The organism is Flavobacterium sp. Flavsp81, from assembly GCF_059491325.1.
In genome coordinates, this window is record NZ_CP168505.1 from 2961303 (window position 1) to 2982769 (window position 21467).

General features: G+C 37.0%; 13 protein-coding genes. 1 reads left to right on the top strand and 12 read right to left on the bottom strand.

The features are described 5' to 3' along the window. Window positions 1-132: 132 nt before the first annotated feature. From ACEN92_RS12435 to ACEN92_RS12460, 6 genes are all read right to left on the bottom strand, one after another. Complete coding sequence (locus tag ACEN92_RS12435) at window positions 133-3582, bottom strand: glycosyl hydrolase (RefSeq protein ID WP_495638685.1); 3450 nt, start codon at window positions 3580-3582, stop codon at window positions 133-135. 15 nt (window positions 3583-3597) lie between these two features. Beyond that, entirely contained in the window at window positions 3598-6906 is a 3309-nt protein-coding gene (locus ACEN92_RS12440; protein WP_495638686.1) for a glycoside hydrolase family 2 TIM barrel-domain containing protein, read from the bottom strand. Between the two features lie 118 nt (window positions 6907-7024). Further along, window positions 7025-8239, bottom strand: coding sequence for a glycoside hydrolase family protein (locus tag ACEN92_RS12445; RefSeq protein WP_495638687.1), 1215 nt, complete (start codon window positions 8237-8239; stop codon window positions 7025-7027). A 124-nt stretch (window positions 8240-8363) separates the two neighbouring features. Beyond that, complete coding sequence (locus ACEN92_RS12450) at window positions 8364-10052, bottom strand: glycoside hydrolase family protein (protein ID WP_495638688.1); 1689 nt, start codon at window positions 10050-10052, stop codon at window positions 8364-8366. Window positions 10053-10294: 242 nt separating this feature from the next. Continuing rightward, window positions 10295-12478, bottom strand: a complete 2184-nt coding sequence (locus ACEN92_RS12455) for an alpha-L-rhamnosidase-related protein (RefSeq protein ID WP_495638689.1) — start codon at window positions 12476-12478, stop codon at window positions 10295-10297. Between the two features lie 122 nt (window positions 12479-12600). Next, a complete protein-coding gene (locus ACEN92_RS12460) occupies window positions 12601-12825 on the bottom strand; it encodes a SymE family type I addiction module toxin (RefSeq protein WP_495638690.1) in 225 nt (74 codons plus the stop codon). Window positions 12826-12973: 148 nt separating this feature from the next. On the opposite strand from ACEN92_RS12460, the gene ACEN92_RS12465 reads away from it, so the two are divergent. Then, window positions 12974-13183, top strand: coding sequence for a helix-turn-helix transcriptional regulator (locus tag ACEN92_RS12465; RefSeq protein WP_495638691.1), 210 nt, complete (start codon window positions 12974-12976; stop codon window positions 13181-13183). 9 nt (window positions 13184-13192) lie between these two features. Here the strand turns inward: ACEN92_RS12465 and ACEN92_RS12470 are convergent, their stop codons facing one another. The 6 genes from ACEN92_RS12470 to ACEN92_RS12495 form a co-directional block, all read right to left on the bottom strand. Continuing rightward, entirely contained in the window at window positions 13193-13693 is a 501-nt protein-coding gene (locus ACEN92_RS12470; RefSeq protein WP_495638692.1) for a DUF6169 family protein, read from the bottom strand. Window positions 13694-13826: 133 nt separating this feature from the next. Continuing rightward, entirely contained in the window at window positions 13827-14495 is a 669-nt protein-coding gene (locus ACEN92_RS12475; protein WP_495638693.1) for a hypothetical protein, read from the bottom strand. A gap of 4 nt (window positions 14496-14499) precedes the next feature. After that, window positions 14500-15774 (bottom strand): bifunctional DNA primase/polymerase, encoded by a 1275-nt coding sequence (locus tag ACEN92_RS12480; RefSeq protein ID WP_495638694.1) that lies wholly within the window; start codon window positions 15772-15774, stop codon window positions 14500-14502. 221 nt (window positions 15775-15995) lie between these two features. Continuing rightward, entirely contained in the window at window positions 15996-17576 is a 1581-nt protein-coding gene (locus ACEN92_RS12485) for a sodium:solute symporter (protein WP_495638695.1), read from the bottom strand. Beyond that, window positions 17573-18637, bottom strand: coding sequence for a Gfo/Idh/MocA family protein (locus ACEN92_RS12490; RefSeq protein ID WP_495638696.1), 1065 nt, complete (start codon window positions 18635-18637; stop codon window positions 17573-17575). The genes ACEN92_RS12485 and ACEN92_RS12490 overlap by 4 nt, the downstream gene beginning before the upstream one ends. Window positions 18638-18744: 107 nt before the next feature. Further along, complete coding sequence (locus tag ACEN92_RS12495) at window positions 18745-21246, bottom strand: right-handed parallel beta-helix repeat-containing protein (RefSeq protein ID WP_495638697.1); 2502 nt, start codon at window positions 21244-21246, stop codon at window positions 18745-18747. Window positions 21247-21467 lie beyond the last annotated feature (221 nt).

Sequence of the window (21467 nt, forward strand, 5' to 3'; positions counted from 1 at the left end):
CCTCCAGCTTTAGGAGGGATAAAATGTCTCCGATATTGGCTAAAGCCAAAAAGTACACAATATTTTGGCTAAAGCCACATTTCTATTCCTTACTATTCTCATCCAGCTAAAGCTGGACGCTATTCATTACATCTATTTTTCTTTAACAATAGTAACCGGTCCCAATAATCCCGCTTTCAACAATGGATTTCCTTCTAGTCTAAAAGGCGCTGTTGTCCACGTTAGCCTTTCTTCTTTTGGTAATTTCTCGTCGCCAATTAATCGGTTTGCCCAGGTATTGGTTACTTTAATTTCTATTGTATTTTTTCCTTTTTTTAAAGCTTCCGAAATATCTGCTTTATATGGAAATGTCCAGATTGTTCCGCAGTTGATTCCGTTTATTTTTACCTCAGCAATGTTGGCAATTATTCCTAAATCCATCCAGCATTTATCATTAATTTTTCCTTTCCAGATAAACTCTTTTTTATAGATTGCTGTTCCTGAATAATATTTAATTTTTTCGTCAGATGAAGTACTCCAATCAAACAATTTATTGGTTTTCACCACTTCTTTCGGACCTTTATATTCTGAATCAAATTGCAATTCCCAGTTTTCATCTAAAGTCTGAACCGTTTCAAATTCTATATCTTTTCCTTTTACCAAAACTTCTTTTGTTTCTTCTTTGAAAATCACAAAACCGGATTCATTCGCTTCTAAGTTTACGGAAACAATTGTTCTTGCATTTTCGATTTTCCAATTGGTTAAAGTTGTCGTTTTATCTGTCACGGGATTGTACCATTGCGGAATTTTTCCTGCTATTCTAAAAGAAGCTTCAAAAGATCGTTTTTCTTCTTTTTGATTGGAAAGAAAATAAATATCCTCGGTTTCAGATTTTCGATGTGTCCACGCTAAAGTTTCCGAATCGGCTCTGTTTAATTTTGGAAAATAAAGATCCTGCGTAATTCCTATTTCTGCAAAATCATTTCCTAAATACGGTAATTTAATAATTGTCCCTTTTCCAATTTTCCATAAAGATGAATTTGAGTTATTAGTCCAAATTTCATCAATTACATACTGCCATTTTTTTTGATCGGCTTCTGATTGTCTTCCGGGCTGTAGATTTGGTTTTTCGTCGATAAAAACGGTTGCTCCTTCTTTTACCAATTCCAATATTTTTTCGGCTACAGCCAAAGAAATCATTTTGTTTGGTGCCATTTTATGACTTCCCGGAAATAGTAAAGCTCCATATCTGATACTGTTGCTGAAAACTATTTTCCCGTTTTCAACTTTAGCATTATGTAATAAAACATCGGCATTGAAAGAATCATATTGATAGCCGTTCATTGCGTTTGTCCATTGCGACAAATCGGTTGAGTTTTTAGAAGAAGTCACTTCTTTCGGAATTTTAATCGAAGGCTGACCGTCATTTTTCAATCGAATGGCTTCACTTTCCAAACGCTCTTTTCCAAAAACATTCGGAATAAAAGACACTAATCGATCCGGAAGCACAGAACGCGAAGGCAAATCTTCTCCAATAAAAACTGCCAAATCAATTACAGGTTTTCCTTTTTGCAATTGAAACTGTACTCTCTGGCAATAATCTACCCAGGCTTTTCCGGGTTTCCACCAGGTTTGGTCTCTTTGAAAATAAGAGCCAACTCCGTCCAGAGTCATTCCTGGTTTTTTGTCCGTCCACGGATTATGCACAAAAACGTGGTAGAAAAATCGGTTGATTCCGAGGGCATAATTTCTGTCGGCCAATGTCTTCAAATTTCCGGGATGTTCGTCCCAATCCATTTTTAACTCGGTAAAAGCTTCAGCCTGAATAATATCTTTACCGTAAATATGTCCACCTGAAATTGCATCAAGCATATCGTTTGGTTTATCATGCGTCGGGCTTTTCAGCCAAAATTCACCACTCGGATAATCGATGTGTTTAAAATGCAAAAGTCCGTCGCTCATCATCGTTGGTGCCACATTTTCGGAACTGAATTTCACTCCTGCTTTTTTGGCTTCATCCGCTAGTGTGCCAAAAAAATTATCACAAACTAATTCTGCAATAGTTTTTCTTATATCATAAAGTGCTTTTTCCGAAGTTTGAATATCGTTTATCGGAATTCCCGCCATAACCGGTAAATAATCTACAATATCATAACCCCTGCGTTTTTTAAATTCCGCCTGAAAAACAGGTGACCAGTTTTGACTGCCACATTCCCAACTGTCCATATGCAAAATCTTAACCACTTTGGATGCCAGTTCAGGCCCGGCAGTTCTTAGCATTTCGCCAAACCAATGATCCAGCTGAAAACGGACTGCATCTACATTGAATTTATCAACTTCTAACCCTCTTCCTCCACCTGCGGTAGCATTTTCGTGACCTGTTGATGTATGTCCAAAACGTATAATTCGCCAATTTCCTTTCGAAGGAGCTTTCCAATTTAAAATGCCTGTTTCGTTCACAAACTTTGAAATATTAATCATTTTTGATTGCGGTACACAATCATTTTTTCCGATTTGTTCAACAGAAGTTTGCGGACTCAAACGCCAAATCGCTCCTGATTTTCCTTGATAATTATCGATCAAAGGTTCATTCGACAAATATATTTTAGCGACTTTCAATCCCTGATTCCATTTGGCAGGATCCAGATCTTCTGCGCCTGGTTCAGTTCCTTCGGGATCGTAAACAAACCTGAAATATTTGGCTTTTGTTGGAATGATGCTGTGTGTGTAAAACGCATCAATATCCTGCCAGCCGTGACGTGGTGTTGTTAATCGGCCCAGACTTTTAAAATTTTTACCATCATCACTTACGACAACAATCAAACGATGTGCCTGATAATTATTTCCTTTGGTTTCAATTTGAATCGATTTGCAGAGAAACGGCTCATCAAATTCATATTGAATCCAGCCTTTTTCCTTTAATCTAAATTGATCGTCTTTTTTTGAATCACTCAAAAATGAAGCATCAAAATCGCCAAGCGTAGAAGTGATTTTTGGACGATTTTGATTTGATGTGATATAACTTTCCTTAGCGGGAATTGCAAACACGGCGATATCTTTATAATAATCTTTGTAATGATTTGGAACTGGCAGCTGCAGATTTTTAAAGCTATTTCCATTTACCGTAACATCTGCCCAAACGACTTTTTGCATCGACATTTCAGGCGTTATCCAGGGTCCGCCGGCAACGGCAAAACCATCTGCCGGATGAAAGGCAATTTTGACCCCTAATCGGTCTGCTTCGGTTAAGGCAAAATATACCAAATCCCAAAATTCCTTACTTAATTGCAAAACCGGAGGATTCATCAATGGGGGGTTTGCCGGACCTTTTATAGTCATCAGATAAGCACCTCCAATTCCGGCTTGTTTCATCGCTTCCAAATCGGCTGTAATGCCGGTTTTTGAATAGGCACTTTGCATCCAATACCAATACACCCAAGGTCTTGAGGATTCGATTGTGGGTTGAAACTCCGTTCTTTCTTTCTTATGAATTTCCTGTGCGGAAATTATTCCCACAAAAAGTAACAAAAAGGCAGTCGAAAGTCGGAAAGCCGAAAGTCGAAAGTCTATTCTAAAAAGAAAAAGTTGTTTTTTGCTAGGCATTATTGTTATTATAACTTAATACTTAAATTTCTTCAAACTGCTTTCCAATTCATTTTTTGAACCTGTAAAAGGAGTCAAATAAAAACTATACTGATAATCTCCTGACTTGATTTGATATTGTTCCAACGGCTGAGCCACCAATGTCCAGCTGTCGTTTCCTCCCACTCCCATTTGGACTAAATCAATATTTACTGTCAAAAATCCAGGATCTTTTAAGTCATAAGTATGTGAAGCACCGCTTAAATTTTCCTGTGTATACGGCCACGCACTCATACTTAAAACTTTATCATCATTTACAATTAAAAAACCTTTGTTTTTCTGTGGTGTTGATAATGCCATCCATCTTACATCACAGCGGTTTCCGTTTTCCTGCGGTTTTGGATAATGCTCGATAAAATCATTTATTGGCAGTGAATATTTACCAACAAATGAGCCAAAACTTCTGTCGTTGTAGTTTTCTAATTCCCCTTTTCCGTACCACGAAATTTGGTCGAATTTTCTTTGAACGCCCATCTGCATTCCGATTTTTGGGATGTTTGGTAATTTATTCGATGCTTTCAAACTGTAATCTACTTTTATCGTTCCGTCTGGTTTGATGTTGTAAACCACATTTACAGTCGCGCTGTCTTTTATAATTTCGTAGTCGCTGGTGATTTTAATTTCCGAATCTGACTTGTCAATTTTGATACTCGTCAACTTTGGTTTGACTTTGTACCATTGTTTCAGAAGCTTTTGTGATTTCCATCCGCGTTTGTCATTATCAGTTAATGGTCTCACGAAATTTGGAAGCAAAGGCGCAAAAACCTGTTCTTCTCCGTTGAAAATATACGAACTCAAGGCTCCGTTTACTTTATTAATTTTGATATCGAAAGCTTTTCCTTTGATGTTAAAATCAGCATCAGATTCGGAAACATTTAAAGCTCCTTTTTTAGATTCCAAAACAACTGCTGCCTTTTTCAGCAGAAACTGATCTTCTGCAACAGCGTAACCTTTAGAAGCCCAAAGTTCATCCTTAGAAAGCTGGAATTCGATATTCAAAATGTATTCTGCATCAGATTTCATTTTTGGCAGATACTGACTTACATTCAAAGTTGTCGATTGTCCCGATTCTAAATTGAAAGGTTTTAAAATTTGTGTTTTAATTACATTTCCGTTTTCCAATATTTTCAAAACCGGAGTATAATCTGCCAAAGATTTTACAGCACTGCGATTTTTTATTTCTAATTGATTACCCTCTTTCAACGTTGAAGTTGCGGGCTGATAGACCCATTTGTTTTCAAAAAGCGAACCTTTTGGTTTTCCGTTAGAATCGACAATTCCTTTGGTATTGAAGTTTCCATCGTGGTATCTTTCGCCAAAATCTCCACCGTGCGCAAAATAATTCTGACCTGATCTTGAATCAAATTTTACTAATCCCTGATCTTTAAATTCCCAGATACAGCCTCCAATAACTCTTGGAAGCGAACGGAATTCATCCCATAATTCTTTTAAATTTCCAACCGAATTCCCCATCGCGTGTGAATATTCCACGAAGATAATTGGTCTCGTATCTTTCTTTTGATCCACCAAAAATTTAGGTGTAAAAATTCCCGGGTAAAATCGGCTGACCATATCGACATACGAATCATCCTGCGGATTTTCGAATCGGTAAGCGTGATCGATCGTTTTAGGATATCCCGGATCCAGCGGGTCGATGTAACCGTCTAATTTTGCATTTCCCTGTGCCGGCTCATAATGTACCGGACGTGTAATATCAAAATCGTGAACCCAGCCCGACATGGCAGCGTGATTTGGTCCTTTTCCGCCTTCGTTACCTAAACTCCACATTACAACCGATGGATGATTTTTATCTCTTTCGACCATTCGGGTCATACGCTCCAAATAAGCGTTTGTCCATTTTGGGTCGTTTGCTAATTTTCCGCCAATTCCGTGGGTTTCCTGATTGGCTTCGTCCATCACCATAATGCCGTACTGATCACACAATTCATAAAAATAAGGATCATTTGGATAATGGCTGGTACGAATGAAGTTGAAATTAAACTTCTTTATCGTCGTAATATCCTGTTTAATGTCTTCTCTGGTAACCGCTTTTCCACGGATTGGATTATGATCGTGACGGTTCACACCATATACATAAGTCTCTTTTCCGTTGATAAGCATTTTTCCGTTTTCTTTCGAAAATTCAATCGAACGGAAACCCACTTTACAGCTTTTGGCTTCGGTAATGTTGCCGTTTTTATCTTTTATCGAAATGACCATTGTGTATAGATTCGGTTCTTCAGTGCTCCATTTCTTTGGATTTTTAATGGTTTCCTGAAAGAATCCAAAGCGAACATTGTCCAGACGAGGATAACTTTCGTTGATCAGATCAATTACCGGTCTTTGAAGCGGTTCTTTGAACATTGCCGTATTATTGGCATCGTACAACTGAACATTCATAGTGTAATCTTTGACTTTTTCTCCAGTCAGATTTTCGACTTTTGGTCTTAGCTTGAAAACAGCATCTGAGTATTGCTTGTCTAATTTGGTTTGAACAAAGAAATCCTGAATGCGTAGTTTTGGCTCTGCCATAATAAAAACTTCACGCTGGATTCCGCTCATTCTCCAATGATCCTGATCTTCCAGATACGAACCATCCGCCCAGCGAATTACCTGAACTGAAACGACATTTTCGCCTTCTTTCAAATAAGGTGTAATATCAAATTCCGATGGCAGACAACTGTCTTCGCCATAACCCAAAAATTCTCCGTTCAACCAAACCTGAAAGCCTGAACTTACTCCGCCAAAATGCAAAGTCACCGTCAAATCTTTCCAATTTTCTGGAACGGTAAAACTTTTTTGATACGAACCAATGCCATTGTAATCTTTAGGAATATAAGGCGGATTTATCGGTCGAAACGGATACACCGCACTTTTGTAAATTGGATTGTCGTAGCCTTTCATTTCCCAGTTGGAAGGCACTTCAATTTTATCCCAACCCGATACATTCGTTTTGTAAAAATCTTTCGACGCTTCTTTGAGATTTACCGCATATTTGAAATCCCAATCGCCGTTAAGCATTTGGATTCGGCTTTTGGTTCTGTCGCCTTTTAAGGCATCTTCAATATTGCTATACGAATAAGCCGTCGCTCTTGATGGCTGTCTGTTGATGCTTGTAACTGTTGGATCTTCCCAAGGAGCGAACTCGTATTTTTTGTGTAATTCAGGAATTCCCGCAGGTTCGCCTGTTACGGATTGTGCCTCAATGGTACAAAAACTCAATAGAAACATTAGAATCGAAAATCGAAACCTTAGAAAATTATGAATATGAATTGACTTAAACATTTATCTGTATTTTATTTTTTATAGTTTTTTGTCATTCCGACGAAGGAGGGATCTTCGTTGGTTGCTCATGTTGCGGAGATTCCTCCTTCGTCGGAATGACAAACTGTGCGAGAATACTTTATTTCTTCTCTTTCTTTTCAGGGGATGCCACAAAATTCAATTGGCTTTTCCCTAAATCCTTAGAAGTTGCCACCGCAATTCCTCTTTGTTCTGCTTTGTTTACCGCACAATAAAAATGATATACGATTCCATCGTGTTTTACGACAAATGATTTGTGTGCAAACATATCGTCATACGGTTCTGATGACTGAATTAAATTGTCGCCTTTCCAATCGTTCCAATGGATTAAATCGTTCGAAACCGCAAAACGGTTAAATGCTCCCTGATCCCAACCCGTCCAGAAAGCTCCGAAATAAAACATCACCCAGGTGTCGTTGATTCTTTGAATATAAGCATCACCTGTAATTCCTTTATGATTGTTTAGCACTGGATTTTTTCCGAAGCGTTTCCAGGTTTTCATATCGTCAGAGACTGCCATTCCAATTCTTTCTGCTCCTTTTTGCGGTTTCAAACTATCGCCTCTCGCATTGTAATACATAACAAAATTATGTCCGGTCAATTTATCTTTGTCACGAATAACACTGTTTTTGTACATCGTGCTGTTATCCCACCAGCTTACGTCTTTGTCTTTTGGCGTTAAAACCGGATTTTCCAGTCTTTGAAATTCGTGTGGTTTTGTCGGGGATTCTTTGGTATAGGCCATTCCGATTGACAAAACTCCGGCCTCGTAACCTTTGCTGTCTCCGCCAAAATAACTCATCCAGTATTTGTCATCGTATTTTTCCCATTCGTAGCTTCCGCCCCAGGTTAGGTCTTGTAGTGAAATATATCCCGCTTTTTGATTGACATCCCAATGTTTTTCATTTTTTTCCGGCGCATTATTTAAATTTTGGTCGTCAAGAACCCCCTTTTTTATTTTATCGGTAGAAAAATCTTTTTCATTGGGGGTTTCTGAAAAAGACATTACTTTCCCCAAATGTTTCCAATGCAATAAATCATCGCTCTCGGCAAGCCAGGTTTCGTACCCTCTTCCATCGTAAATTAAATAGGTCATAAACCATTTTCCGTCTTTTCTGAAAACGCTCGGACAGTCCATTTTATAAGAGTTGTCCGTTGGCACCATTACCAAACCGTATTTGTAAGGCGTTTTGATTTCGTTGTAAATCTCCTGCATTACGGTTTCGTTGATTTCCCTTTTTTTATATTTGGTTGCACAACTGCTGACAAATACAATTGTTATCGCAATTATGAGATATTTAATTAAGTGCTTCATTTTTTGGTTTATTCTTGATAGTTTTCTCGCAAAGTCGCAGAGTTGCAAAGTTTTTTTTTCACGCAGATCCTGCAAATTTTGCTGATTTTTTTATCTGCTTTATCTGCAAAATCTACGTGAAATATTATTTTTCTTTTTTTAATTCTTCTAGACGAGAATTCATTACGTCTTTGTTCAGTTTTACTTTTACCATTCCTGTTGGGTGAAATCTTCTTTTCAGATCGATGGCGTTGTAAACGATGGTGTAAACATCATTTCCTTCGGGAATTAAACACAATGGTGTTCGCATAATATCCCACCATTTATCGACTTTGGTTTCTATTGGAAGATAGCGTGCTTCTCCCCAATTGATTCCGTCCTTCGAAAGTGAATATCCAATCATATTTGGTAAATGATGTCCCCAGCCTTCCGGACCTCCGTCAAAAACTGCAATATACAGACCGTTTGGTAATTGACTTACAATCGGATTTTCAACAAACTGCGGATGAATCGTTTTTATCGGTTCCAAACCTTTGTTTAATCTTGTCCATGGTCCTTCTAAACTTTTAGATTCTGCCAAAGCCACGAACCAGCCTTTACCTGATTTCTTCGGGTAATCTGCCCATGAGGCAAATGGATAAGCTCCGCTGTAAAATCCGAAATATTTATCGCCGACTTTATACGGAAAAAAGGAAGCTACACCCTGACGTCCTTCCCAAGGCTGTGAATCCAGACCCGGTTCCATAATGATGCCCATATCTTTGTACGGACCACCGATTCCGTTGATTCCTTCAACGGTTGATTCGCAACGCCAGATTCTTCCAAAAGAGTGATTCGGTTCTATTTCTTTGTGAACGGTGTAAGCCAAATAATAGCCGTACCATTTGTTTGCTTTTTCGTTGAAAACAGGCATATACGACCAGATTGCCGAACGTCGGTCGTTCATCGGATTATCATCTTCGGTAATGGCATAAACTCCGCTCGCCTGATAAATCGTGGATTCTCTTTTCCAGTGAATTGCATCTTTACTGGTCCAGTGTCCGATTTTGGTTTTGACACGATCGTAATAATAATCCACTCCTTTTTCTCCCGCTCTTTCGGTTGGAAACATATGATAGGTATCACCTACTTTTACCACGCGACCTCCTTCAAAACCTCCCTGAATATCTTCGGTTCCGGGCATTCCTTCGTCAATCACGGCTTTGTTTTCTCCGCCTATGATTTCGAAAAGCGGTTTTTCATCTGAAAATCCTTCGACGATAAATGTTGGATTCCAAAGTTTACCGTCTGGCAATTCTGCATTTCTGAATTCCAGTTTTTGAGAAGCTTTTACGACTCCTAAAACGGCGAATAATCCTTTTCCGGGATTGATGGTTTGTGTTCCTTTTGGATACGAAATTGCATAAATATTTACAAGAGGTAAACCTGTAATAGTCAATCCGTTTTCTAAAACTAATTTTGCATTTTGAAGTTTATCCCCTTGAAGATATTCTGAATTATTTTCGTTAAATACGCCAATCAAAACCTGAACAGATTCTTTGAATTTTAATTGTAAAGGCACATTTGTTCCGTTTTTATATGTTGCCAAAGGAAGTTCAACTCCTGTCAATCCTTGTAACCCGGGAGCAAGCTTAACAATATTGTGTTTGCTTCCTGAAAAAACGTGTGCGTATTGTGTTGTTTTGAAAGTTTTGTAATTGTTGACTACTTCAAAAGAAGCGGATTTCCAGGTTGAATTTTGTCCTTTTGCTGAAAATTGAAAGCACATCAAAAACAACAATACAGAAGTTATTGCTGAAGGATTAATGTGGTATTTTTTTGTTTTTGAAAACATGATTTATATTTTTTAAAGGCAACTAAATTTCTATAAACTTGTCATTCCGACGAAGGAGGAATCTTCGTAAGAAACTCGACAAGTATTTCCAATCTTGCGGAATATTGTCGCGGAGTTTTCTCGTTCCCCGAAATCACAAAACTATAGTTCTAATTTTTATGATTACGAATGTGATTCCTCCCCCGTCGGAATGACAAACTGGACGTTTACCAACTAAGGACTAATCACTAAGTACTAAGAATTCAAATCGCTTTATAACTCACTTTATATTCCACATTCGGTTTTACAATCAATTGGTATTTGTTTTTCGCCAATTCTGTAATCGTTCCTGAATTGGTTTTTGGTTTGCTTTTACTTTCGAAAACCAATTTTCCTTCACCTTCAGCCGCTTTTACTTTGATTTCTTTGGTACTACAATATACGGCAACTTCTCCATTTGGTGTTGGCACTTTTCCTTCCATCCATTGCAATCCACCTAAATTGGGTTTGATTTCATATTCAGCATAGCCCGGAGCAGTTGGTTTTACACCCAAATAATATTTCCCAAGCAAATAAATTGGACTGGAACCCCAGGCATGGCAAAGACTTTTTCCGTAAGGGCGTCCGTACATCGCTAAATGTTCTGTTCCTTTTTTGTTTGGATTGTATTCTTCCCAGAAAGAAGTAGCGCCCTCTTTTAGCATTCCGCCCCAATAGTCTTTCATTTCTTTCAGCACATAATCCTGCTCGCCCATAGCACACAAGGCTTCCAACTCGTAAAAACGCATGTAGGGTGTTGTGATTTGAAGGACATCTTTATTGAGCAACACCTTATTTTTTATACTTTGTTTTTGTTCTTCAGTAAAATAATTAAAGAAAATACCGAACATATTAGCATATCTGGTTACAATATCCTGTATTTTACCGTCGATGCGCTGGTGCTTCATCACGTTTTCTTTTTTATCCCAAAACACATCAAATAACTTTCTTTTTAAATCATCTGATAATTTTTGATACTGTTTTTGGTCTTCGTTTTCACCTGCAATTTCAGCACTAACTGCCATGGCTTCTAAGCTTCTCGCTAAAAGCATTTGCTCAAAACTAACCTCGCCAGTTTTTGGTAATCCGTTCGCCCAGTCAATAAAAACCCAGTCGCCTTCTAATGGTTCGAGGAATCCGTTTTTATTTCTTCTTTCTAAACAGAAATCCATAAGTGATTTCATTCGCGGATAAAAAGTTTTGATGAATTTCGTATCGCCTGTGTGTAAATAGTAATCGTAAACCCCCACAAACCAATACAGCGAATAATCCATTATGATATTAACATGAGCCGTCACAGGGTCTTTTCCTCGAAGAGCCAACAGTGTTCGTTCTACGGAAGCCGAATCAAAGAATAAATAATAATTCATTAAGTAACTTTGATAAGCATCGCCGGACCAAACCCAGCGGTCGCGTTTGATTCCGTCTATAAAAAATTCGCGGGAGGTTAAATGCATCGTGTAAGCCGACACATCCCAAATTTTATTCAATTGCTCGTCAGAAGATTTGAATGCACCACGATAGTCTAATGGCAAGTATTCATAAAGCATCGAAATAGAATCATATTTTACTCCTGCATCTGCCTGCACCTGAACATAGCGGAATGCTTTGGATTCTTCATGCGTATAGGTTTCAGACTGATTTCCATCAAAAGACAAATGATCTAAGGTTTCGCATTTGGCAGAATCCAGGGCTTCCTCACGGGATTCACCATAATAAAGTGCTACTTTACCTTTGCCTTTTAAACCGTGAATTTTAATATAACCAAAGGTTTCTTTACCAAAATCCACCAACTGACCAGCACCTGTTTTTTCTGTTTTTACAGCGTTCAAAGGTTTGGTTTTCAGTTTAAACTCAGATGGTTTATTCTCCGGTGAATCAAAATTCCAGGAACCAACAGGCATCCATGGTGTACCGGATTGTTGTGCTTTTCCGGCTTCATCAATCCAAAGTTTATCTTCATTAGTAACTTTCCAGGAGGCATTAGATTTAACATATTTACCATTAATATAAATAGCCGGCAACACTTCCTGATTATAAACTTTAAAGGAAATTTTGTGTTTTCCGGCAGGAATTTTTATCGATTTTGGCTGTCCGTAAACCTGAACACCATCTAAAAGTAATTGAAAAGATCCTTCCGAATAGATTTTTACCTCGTCCGGTTCCGGAATAGCTACTTCTGTTTGAAAAGTTACCAAGGCATAAGGACTATAATATTGCCAAAGCGGTGGAAATACTGCTTCGCGTTCTGTACGTCTAACCTGCATTTTATTGCTTAACCAAATTTCAAAATCACCCGGGTACCAAATCCAGGTCGCAGGCTTATTTTCCTGAGCAAACAGAGCAGAAGAAGAAAATAAAACTATAAAAACAAATAATTTTTTAAAATTTTGAAATCGATTTCGCATAAAAAAGATATTTTGGGTCTAAAAATAAGTGTTAGGTTTACATTTTACATCCTGTACTGTCCTGAAATAACAAATGCTCCCAGTTTTGGAAGCATTTTGAATATTAAATTGAAACGAATATTTTACTCGTCTATTTCTGTTTCATTGCAGACCGTGATGATGATTATATTTTTCTCGTGCAAAACTGTTACAGATTGACCGCAGTCAAAACCGATATCTTGAAGCCACTTCCCACAAAGACGAATTTCGGGGAACACAACATACCTATGATATGACCTTGAAATGTGCTTTTCATGCACCTTCAGCTGTCTTTTTCCTGATTGTTTAATTTTTTTTTCTTGCTTCACGGCACTAATTTCTTGCTACAATAATATAATTAATTATATTACAATGAAAATAAAAACGCATGAAAATATAATTTATTGTTATTTAACTATGATTTTCAAGTCATTAGAATTTTACGATATTTGCAGGAGAACTCAATAAATTAACACTGTGCCGAAAGTAAACTTAAATAGAATAAAATCCATCTTGGCTGAAAAAAACATAAGTAGCAAGGATTTAGCAAGTCATTTAGGCAAAACGGAATCAACTGTTTCCCGCTGGTGTACAAATGAGGTTCAACCATCTATTGAAACGCTTTACGAAATTTCTATTTTTTTAAAAGTGGATATTCGGGAATTGTTGGTATCTACTAAGAAGTAATAGTTATTTTCATTTATAATCTATTATGTCGTCACTTTCTTCACACTCTTTACATTTGTAATTAAAATCGTGTACAACAATTGGATAATTTTCACAGCCTTTATCGACTAACAAATAGTATTTATCACATTCATCAGAGCAAAATTCTTGAGATAGACTTTCTATTTTACCCTCTTCATCGTAAATTTCAAGCCATCTTTCAAATTTAGTTTCACGCTTCTGTTGTCTGCTATCGCTTTCATAGACTCTGTACATAATACCATTACAACTGTCAGATAAAACCTCTTCCGCTATTTTACAAATTGTCAGACCAACTCTTGAATCAAATGGAGGGCAATCGTGACTCAAACAATTGATAGTCATTTCAAATATGTCTTTACAACTCGAACAATATTCATCAAAGAATTTTTCTGAATATTCAAATTTAATATCAAAAACGCAAAAGCTATCTGTTACAAAATGATATTTGTTATTAGTCTTTTCCCATTTGTAAGGTTGTAAGTGTTTCATTAGAAAATATTTTTTACATATCGTAATTCCCGACTGGTTTTTATAGTTTAGCTGTTTACATCTCATAAATTGTATATTTTTTTCATTCAGCCAAAACACAGTAAAAAGATCTTTGCACTAAATTTGCAAGTGACTAAAGAAGTGTTTTAGTCACAGTACTTTTCCCCAAATTAATAAGTTTTATAGCTTCATTTATTAATATTTCGTTATCTTCATCATTTAAGAACTCTCTTTCGAATTTTGATAATTTACTTAATGCTTTTGGCGAAAATACTCTCGCAACCTTATTTCGAGGTTTAGTAATTTTGAGTAACGTCAAAGAAGGTTCAAACAAATTTTCGGTTTTATGAAACTCATTACTTTCTATTGTATAGAAATTCCCTGTCGCAAATTTTTCAGACTTCAAATCAATCAATTTTTGGTTGGAAGAATTGAGTAATAACCGGGATTTTTCATTTCTGAATTTTACATCATAAACAAATCCACTAGCATCATTCTCATAATGAGGTTCATAAAGATGATTCATAATTAATCCATATATAACAAAGGATTTGAAATTAAAAGAATGATCGTGAACTTGTAAATCATCATCATGGTTCTCATTAGTTTTTGTCCATAGGTGTAATCTTAATTCTTCAACAGGTGAAATATTACCAATTTTGAAATATTTAAAACCTAAAGGATGCTTTTGAAAACGGATTGTATCTTTATGATTTTCGAAATATATATTTAATTCTGAATATATTTGGATCGCATTAGAACTCTCAAAACCTTCGTTGATATTTTTTAAATTAAGCTCCATAAACCTATAAAACATTTAGACTTTTCAATTTCTTAAAACATTTCAAAGTGTTTAGTACGTCAATTTCAGCATTATGAGAGTCCTTTATCTGATAATCAAAAAGCTTATAATATAGCTCTGATAATTTAGGGTATTTGTAGCCATAATTATTAGGGATTTTACAATAGTTAATGGTAGATTTCATTGTACAAATTGCTGGCTTTCTAGAAAGAGGATTAGTTCCATAAAGCTTAATATAATACTCCCCTAATATACTTAAATCAAATTCCGTATTATGTGCAACTACATAATCACATATTTTAATATCCTCCGCTAACTTCTTAAGGGCATGGTGTAAAGGAAACATAACTTTGCGGGCAATTTCAAAATCAATATTTACAATTGAAGAATAGTTGCTTTCTTTAATAAAAGTAGTGTCAATGATAAATGAATTTTTTTTGAGAATTAATCCTTTTTTATTTGTAACAACCCAAGCAATTTGTATAATTTCAGGATACTGAGTATCATTAGCAGTCTTTTCAGGAAGCCCAGATGTTTCTATATCAACAATTAGATACATATCGTCCAGTAAATGCTTGGTAATATCCCTATCATCGCTAAAGTCGTTTACAAAATCAATTTTTGAACTAATTTTATTCATTACTCCACCATATCCTGTGCCAACTTGGATTTCATTAAAGTCTAAAAATTTATGAATAAAATCATATATGGTTTCTGTATCTAATTCTTCTGGTTTATTTTCTGGAAATCCATTATTTAAAAACGAATATTTATTTCCAGAACCGTGAACTGAAGGTGGAAGCACAGTATGCGTTTTCCATAAAAACTCGATTTTGTCAACATACTTTTCAAACTGCTTGTTAGGCGGAAATGCAGAAACCACATCATCTTCTTCACATTCATCAATTTTGTCACCAAGATAATAGATATGAAACCCATTCTTACTTCCGGATTGAACTACCCATTCGTAATCGGATGGTAATTTTAGTTCACGTAAAATTAGTTTTAGAAAATCTATATCGTTACAACCATCTATATCTATCACGACTAAATCGTTCCAATAAGTGAACGTTCCAATTCCAACACAATTAACCCAATCTAATTCATTTAAGTCATCAGTTTTTTGATTTGAATGAAACAAATTTGTCCATTCGTGACTAGGTGTTTTAAAATAACTTCTTGAATTTAAGTTATATTGATTAGGTTTATTAGTAATACACGAAATATTAAATCCTAATTCCTTGTATTTTGTTGCTAAAATTTTCATTTTTTCACTCATAAATTCAATTCAATGGTTTTACTATTGTAATGTCCTAGGAATTAATCTCCTCATTATTAACCTAATTTTGTGAACAGGTCTGACAAACCTACTATTTATTTTCTTTAAACTTATACAAATTTACATCGATTTTTAACACTTCATTTTTCAATTATTTCATAGAGCATAAAAAACGCTTCCTTATAAAAGAAGCGTTCTTGTTATTATATTTAATAAACTATCTAATTCCCATTAAAAATAAGATACAAACTCAAAATCACCAGACCCAATACAGTGAATAAAATCTTCACTTTCTTACTGGTTTTTGGAATATCCGTTTCATCTGAAAAATTGGTCTCCGGACTTTTATCCAACAAGGAAATGATAATCGCCGTTACCATTAAAACCGCAAAAATGTAAAAGGATATCAATAAAAAGTGTGGCCAGGCGGTGTAAACATCCGCAGGAAAAATCCATAAATACAATATCCCTACGAATAAACTAAAAGCTGAACCCCATGATAAAGTAGCGTTTACAGCTTTTTTGGTGGTGCGTTTCCAAAAGATACTCAGCAAAAACACCACAGATAATGACGGTGCCAAGAAGCCCAAAACGGCCTGAAAGATGTTGAATAAATTTTGTCCTTTTATATTGTCAATCGCTACTGCAATCAGAATGGCGAATACACATCCACCTGCAATTGTGATCCGTCCTATTTTAATTTGTTCCTTGATAGTAGCCACCGGATTGATTTTCTTTACGTAAATATCATTCGTAAAAACCGTACTCAAAGCATTCAATGAAGAACCAATTGTTCCTACCAAAACGGCAATCATGACACAAATCACCAAACCGTTCATTCCGCTTGGGAATAAATTCGTCACCATGGTCATATACGCCAAATCGGAGTTTTTACCCAATTCCGGAAACAAAACAGAACACAAGATTCCCGGTAAAATAAACAACGGCAACGCCATTACTTTCAGCCAGCCTATGAAGTTCACTCCCAATTGTCCCTGTTCCAGATTTTTGGCTCCCAAAACACTCTGCACCATCGATTGATCGGTACAAAAGAAAGCTACTGCGGCCACAGGATATCCCAATAAAATAGCAGGCCACGGATAGTGTGCATCATCTGCGGGCTGAACTAAATTCCAGAAATTAGAAGGGGTTTTGGCAATCAAAGCTTCGATTCCGCCTACTTTCTGCAAACCTAAATACGACAACGTAAGCGAAACGACAATCAACAAAATCATCTGAAAAACATTCACTTTGGCTATGGCTTTCAAGCCTCCAGCAAAAGTAAAAATTCCCGAAAAAATCACCAATACCGTCACACTCTGCCACATCGGGATGCCTAAAATCTGACGTACCAAAATACCTCCGCTAAACAATCCCAACGAAAGCCAGCTTACTAAAATTTTCACCATGGCATACCAGGCCAAAATCGTCTGCGTGCTGTCGCCATAGCGTTTTCCCATATATTCGGGCATCGTGCTGACTTTGCTCGCGATATATCTTGGTGCAAAAACGATAGCCAAAAGCAATAAAAACACAAAGGCGTACCATTCGAAATTTCCGGCTACAATTCCCGTTGCATAACCAATACTGGCAAAAGCCAACAAGGACGAAGGTCCTACATTGGTCCCCCACATATTGAACCCGATGTTGTACCAGTTCAGGGAATTTCCCGCCATAAAAAGCGTTTCGTTCTTCTTGCTTTGCTTCACGCTCACCACATAACCAATGATCAATAAAGTCACCAGATAAATAGCTACGATTATAAAATCTAAGGTTGTTAACTTATCGTAGATGCTGTTCATAGTCCGTATTCGTTAAGGACGTCAGCAATTTTTACTGGCAGACCGGTTTGTAAAGATTTATCCATTGCCTGAAGTAAAGCCACAGTTCCTATGCCTTCTTCCATATTTGGGTAGGCTTCAAAATTCTGTTCGATACTATCCACAAAATATTCTAAATAATTCTGGTATTCCCCGCCGTGGTGGCTTTGCCCTTCAAAACGGAAATAATATTTTATCGTACTGTCACCCCAGGTAATTACTTTTTCTTCGCCGGTTTTGTCCGTAATTGCATAACGCAATTCGTGATAATCAGCCTGACTCGCTCCTTCGGTTGCTCTTAGAATGGTGCTCATTCCGCTGTCACGCTGTGCCGGCTGAGTTGGTGAGGTATAAACTCCGCTTACTCTCGCAATCCTTCCGTCAGTCGCTTTGAAAATAAAATGCATCGTATCTTCGTTTTTCAAACCTGCAACAGCTCCGTTACTGCTGATCATTCCGTAACCCATTACTTCCTGAATGTTTGGCAGATACCAACGGATGAAATCTACGGGATGACTTAAACCGCCATACAGCCATTTGAAAGACTGCAGCAACGACCATTCTTTCTTTAAAAACCATCTGTGATCGGCGTGGTATTGCGCTTCAATCGTAATCAAATCACCTATTAATCCGGCTTCGTAATCGGCTCTTTGTCTTTTGGCCGGTTCAAAGAAACGCGAACTTTGACCAATGAAAACCTTTTTTCCGGTCGATTTGCTTAGTTCCAATAACTCTTTGGCATCTGATAAATCATCTATAAAAGGTTTGGTACACACTACATGTTTTCCGTGCAATAAAGCCTGCTTCACATGCTGGGCGTGTAAATGATCGGGTGTATAAATCGCGATGATATCAATGGATTCATCGTTTAATAAATCGTCATAATTGGTCGTGTACGAATGAAAATCGAATTCTTTTGCTCTTTGTTTGCAGATTTCTTCGTTTCTGTCGCACACTTTTACCAACTCAACTTTGGAGCTTGACAATGCCGCTGACATAGTGCTGCGACCTTCTCCAAGTCCAAGAATAGCTATTTTTAACATTGGTTATTTTATATTTTAAATAGTTAGTTTTAATTTTTTTTTCACGCAGATTACGCAAATTGAAAAGATTTTTCTTTGTTCTTTATTCTTTCCTCTATTTTCTCTTCCTAAATCTTCTTCAAAAATATCCAGGTTTCATCCGGTTTTGCGCCTTCGATTCCCGTTTGGTATTTTTTCATTAAGTTGTTCCAGTCGTTTACACGCGGATTGTTTTCGGTGGTTTTCGGATTCAGTTTATCCAAATTTTCTCCTTTTGGAATACTGATAACCAACATCAATTGTCTTCCGTTTTTGAAAACCTGCAATTGCTGAAAATCGGCATTACAGAAACCTTTGGCGATCTCCGGCCACTTTTCAAATTGAGTGGTGTGGTAATCAACATATTCTTTCTGCATTTTTTCGTCATCGACCAAATTGGCTGTCAAAACAATATTCTCCCATTCGGATACAGGTTTTGAATCCTTGCATCTTTCGAATTTTTGAAAGTCATACACCGGGTTTTCGTAGATTTTAATTTCCAATTTTGGAAAAGCCAAAGCCAGTTTTCGTTTCGTTCTTTCCGGCTGGTTCATCAAACCGTAAATCACCAGATGATTTTGCCATTGGTACAATTCTTCGCCTACAATTCGGAATCCTTTTATCGTAGATTTGATTTTTTCGATATCCAGATTCTTTCCGATTAATTCGATTGCTACGGATTTAGGCATTTCCTGCAATCCCCAGGCTTCGTCAATCACCACTTCTTTACCCAGTAAACTGTTGTATGGTGCACGAATTCCTGCGTTTTCTTTGATTTTTGGGTCAACAAAAGCATAATTGTCCTGCCAAATATTTCCTTTGGGACCATTATTATTTTTTAGGATTTTCTGAATTGGAATCCAGTTGTTTTTAATCGTAAAGCCCTGACTTCCTTCATCGGTATACAAATACAGCCATAAAAACGGATCGTGTGCATACGGACTGTTGTAGACTTTATCAATGTAGTTCTCCTCTATCCTGCTGTCTGGCTGTGATGAAAGGGTATAAATTCCAGCTACATCGTGCAAATGTTTGGCGTAATGATGAATTTTATTTCGCTGAATTTTATTGTTTCGCATCACATTGTCGGTGTGTGTCCAGCCCCAACCCATTGAAATTCCGCTGTAGGCTACATCCGAAATTTCGTTGTGTTCGATGGTCAGATTCTTGATAAAACCGGCTGCGATTCCTAAACATCCCCAGTCTTCATTGGCAACATTGGTAATTAAGTTATCGGCAATCAATTCATCCGAACAAACTATTCTTTCATCTTTTACGGTATAAGGCGAATGCGCCTCGAATGATTCTTCGGAGAAAACACCCAGATTGATTCCATTTCCGCCAATGTCTTTGAATAAATTTCCTTTAACAATATTATGATTGGTTCCTTTGTGCAAGTCCAATCCTGTGGAAGACAAATGCTCAAAACGACAGTTTTCGAAAAGGGTATTGTTGGCATAATTTACCTCAACGGCTGCTCTTGGTCTTCCCACCCAGCCTTGATTTTCCAAACTCGCCTGATTGGGTGTTCCGGGAATTTTTAATTTATAGGCATCCAATAAATACATTCCTGCCTGCAACGGAACGTGACCCTGCTGTGAAGGACGAAGCCAGTTACTGTACTGAAACGAAATTCCTTTGAAATTAAAATGATGTACCGGAGTATCCAGAGTTCCTTCGACTTTTACTAAATTTTCTAAAACCGGAACTGTTACTTTAGCCGAAGTCAAATCTTCACCCGTTCTCGGAATATAATAGATTTTGGCTTTTTTTCTGTCCAAAAACCATTCTCCTGGTTCGTTCAGCATTGAGATTCCATTGTTTAAATAGAAAGCTGAATTTCCATTATTTTTAGAAATCCATGGAGCTGGCCAAGGATGCTCGCTTTGAATTTTGCTTTCCGGCTGTTCGAAAGAAAGTCTGGCACTGTCTTTTTGTACTTCAATATGTTTGATTCGAAGATTGGCAATCGCCCACCATTGTACGATGAACATTTCCATTCCCGGTTCAAACTTAACCGATTTATCTTTGAAAGGAATCCAGCAGGTTTCTGTTGCAGCATCCCACGAAAGAATTCTGTCCATTTGGTTTCCGGCAGTGCTTTTCGCTCTGACAGCTTTTTTTCCGTTGACCCATAGCTGACGGTAATTAAGAATTTCACCGGCTTTTTCAGGAGCATCGGCTTCCCAAACAATTCTTTTTTTTCCGTTTATGGCAATTGCTGATTTTTTCCAGTTTTTGATTTCGATTCCACCGCTTAAGATTGGTTTGGCATTCGCATCGGATTCGATAGTTGTTGGACTATCAGCTGTTCCGGAATCTTCGGGTCTTATGAATAATGGTTCGTTTAAATAATAGGTTCCGTTCATTACAATAATTCGGATTCCATCTTTTATGGATGCATCTTTCAATCTACGTAATTCCCTTGCTTTTCTGACCGCCATATGAACCGTTGCCAATGGACTTGATTTTGTTCCGGCATTAGTGTCTTTTCCCTGAGGTGAAACCCAAATTTCAGCAGCGCCGGCTGAAAAAACAGTGAGTATTACGACAAGAACTACAAGTAATTTTTTAAAAGTGTTTAAACGCATTTATTTTTATTTTAAACTTTTTAGAGTCTTAGCTACATCAGGATTCAGTATATCGTACTAAAAATTTTACATCCTGAATAATTTTAACATTTCTGTTGAATATATGGCACAATTTAAAGTTAAGGGTAAATAAAAGTATCCTGTACCCACCTGCAATCCTTTATTTACTCGTACTTTTAAACATTCAACCTTTTTAATTCCAATTAATAATTCCCCAGTCA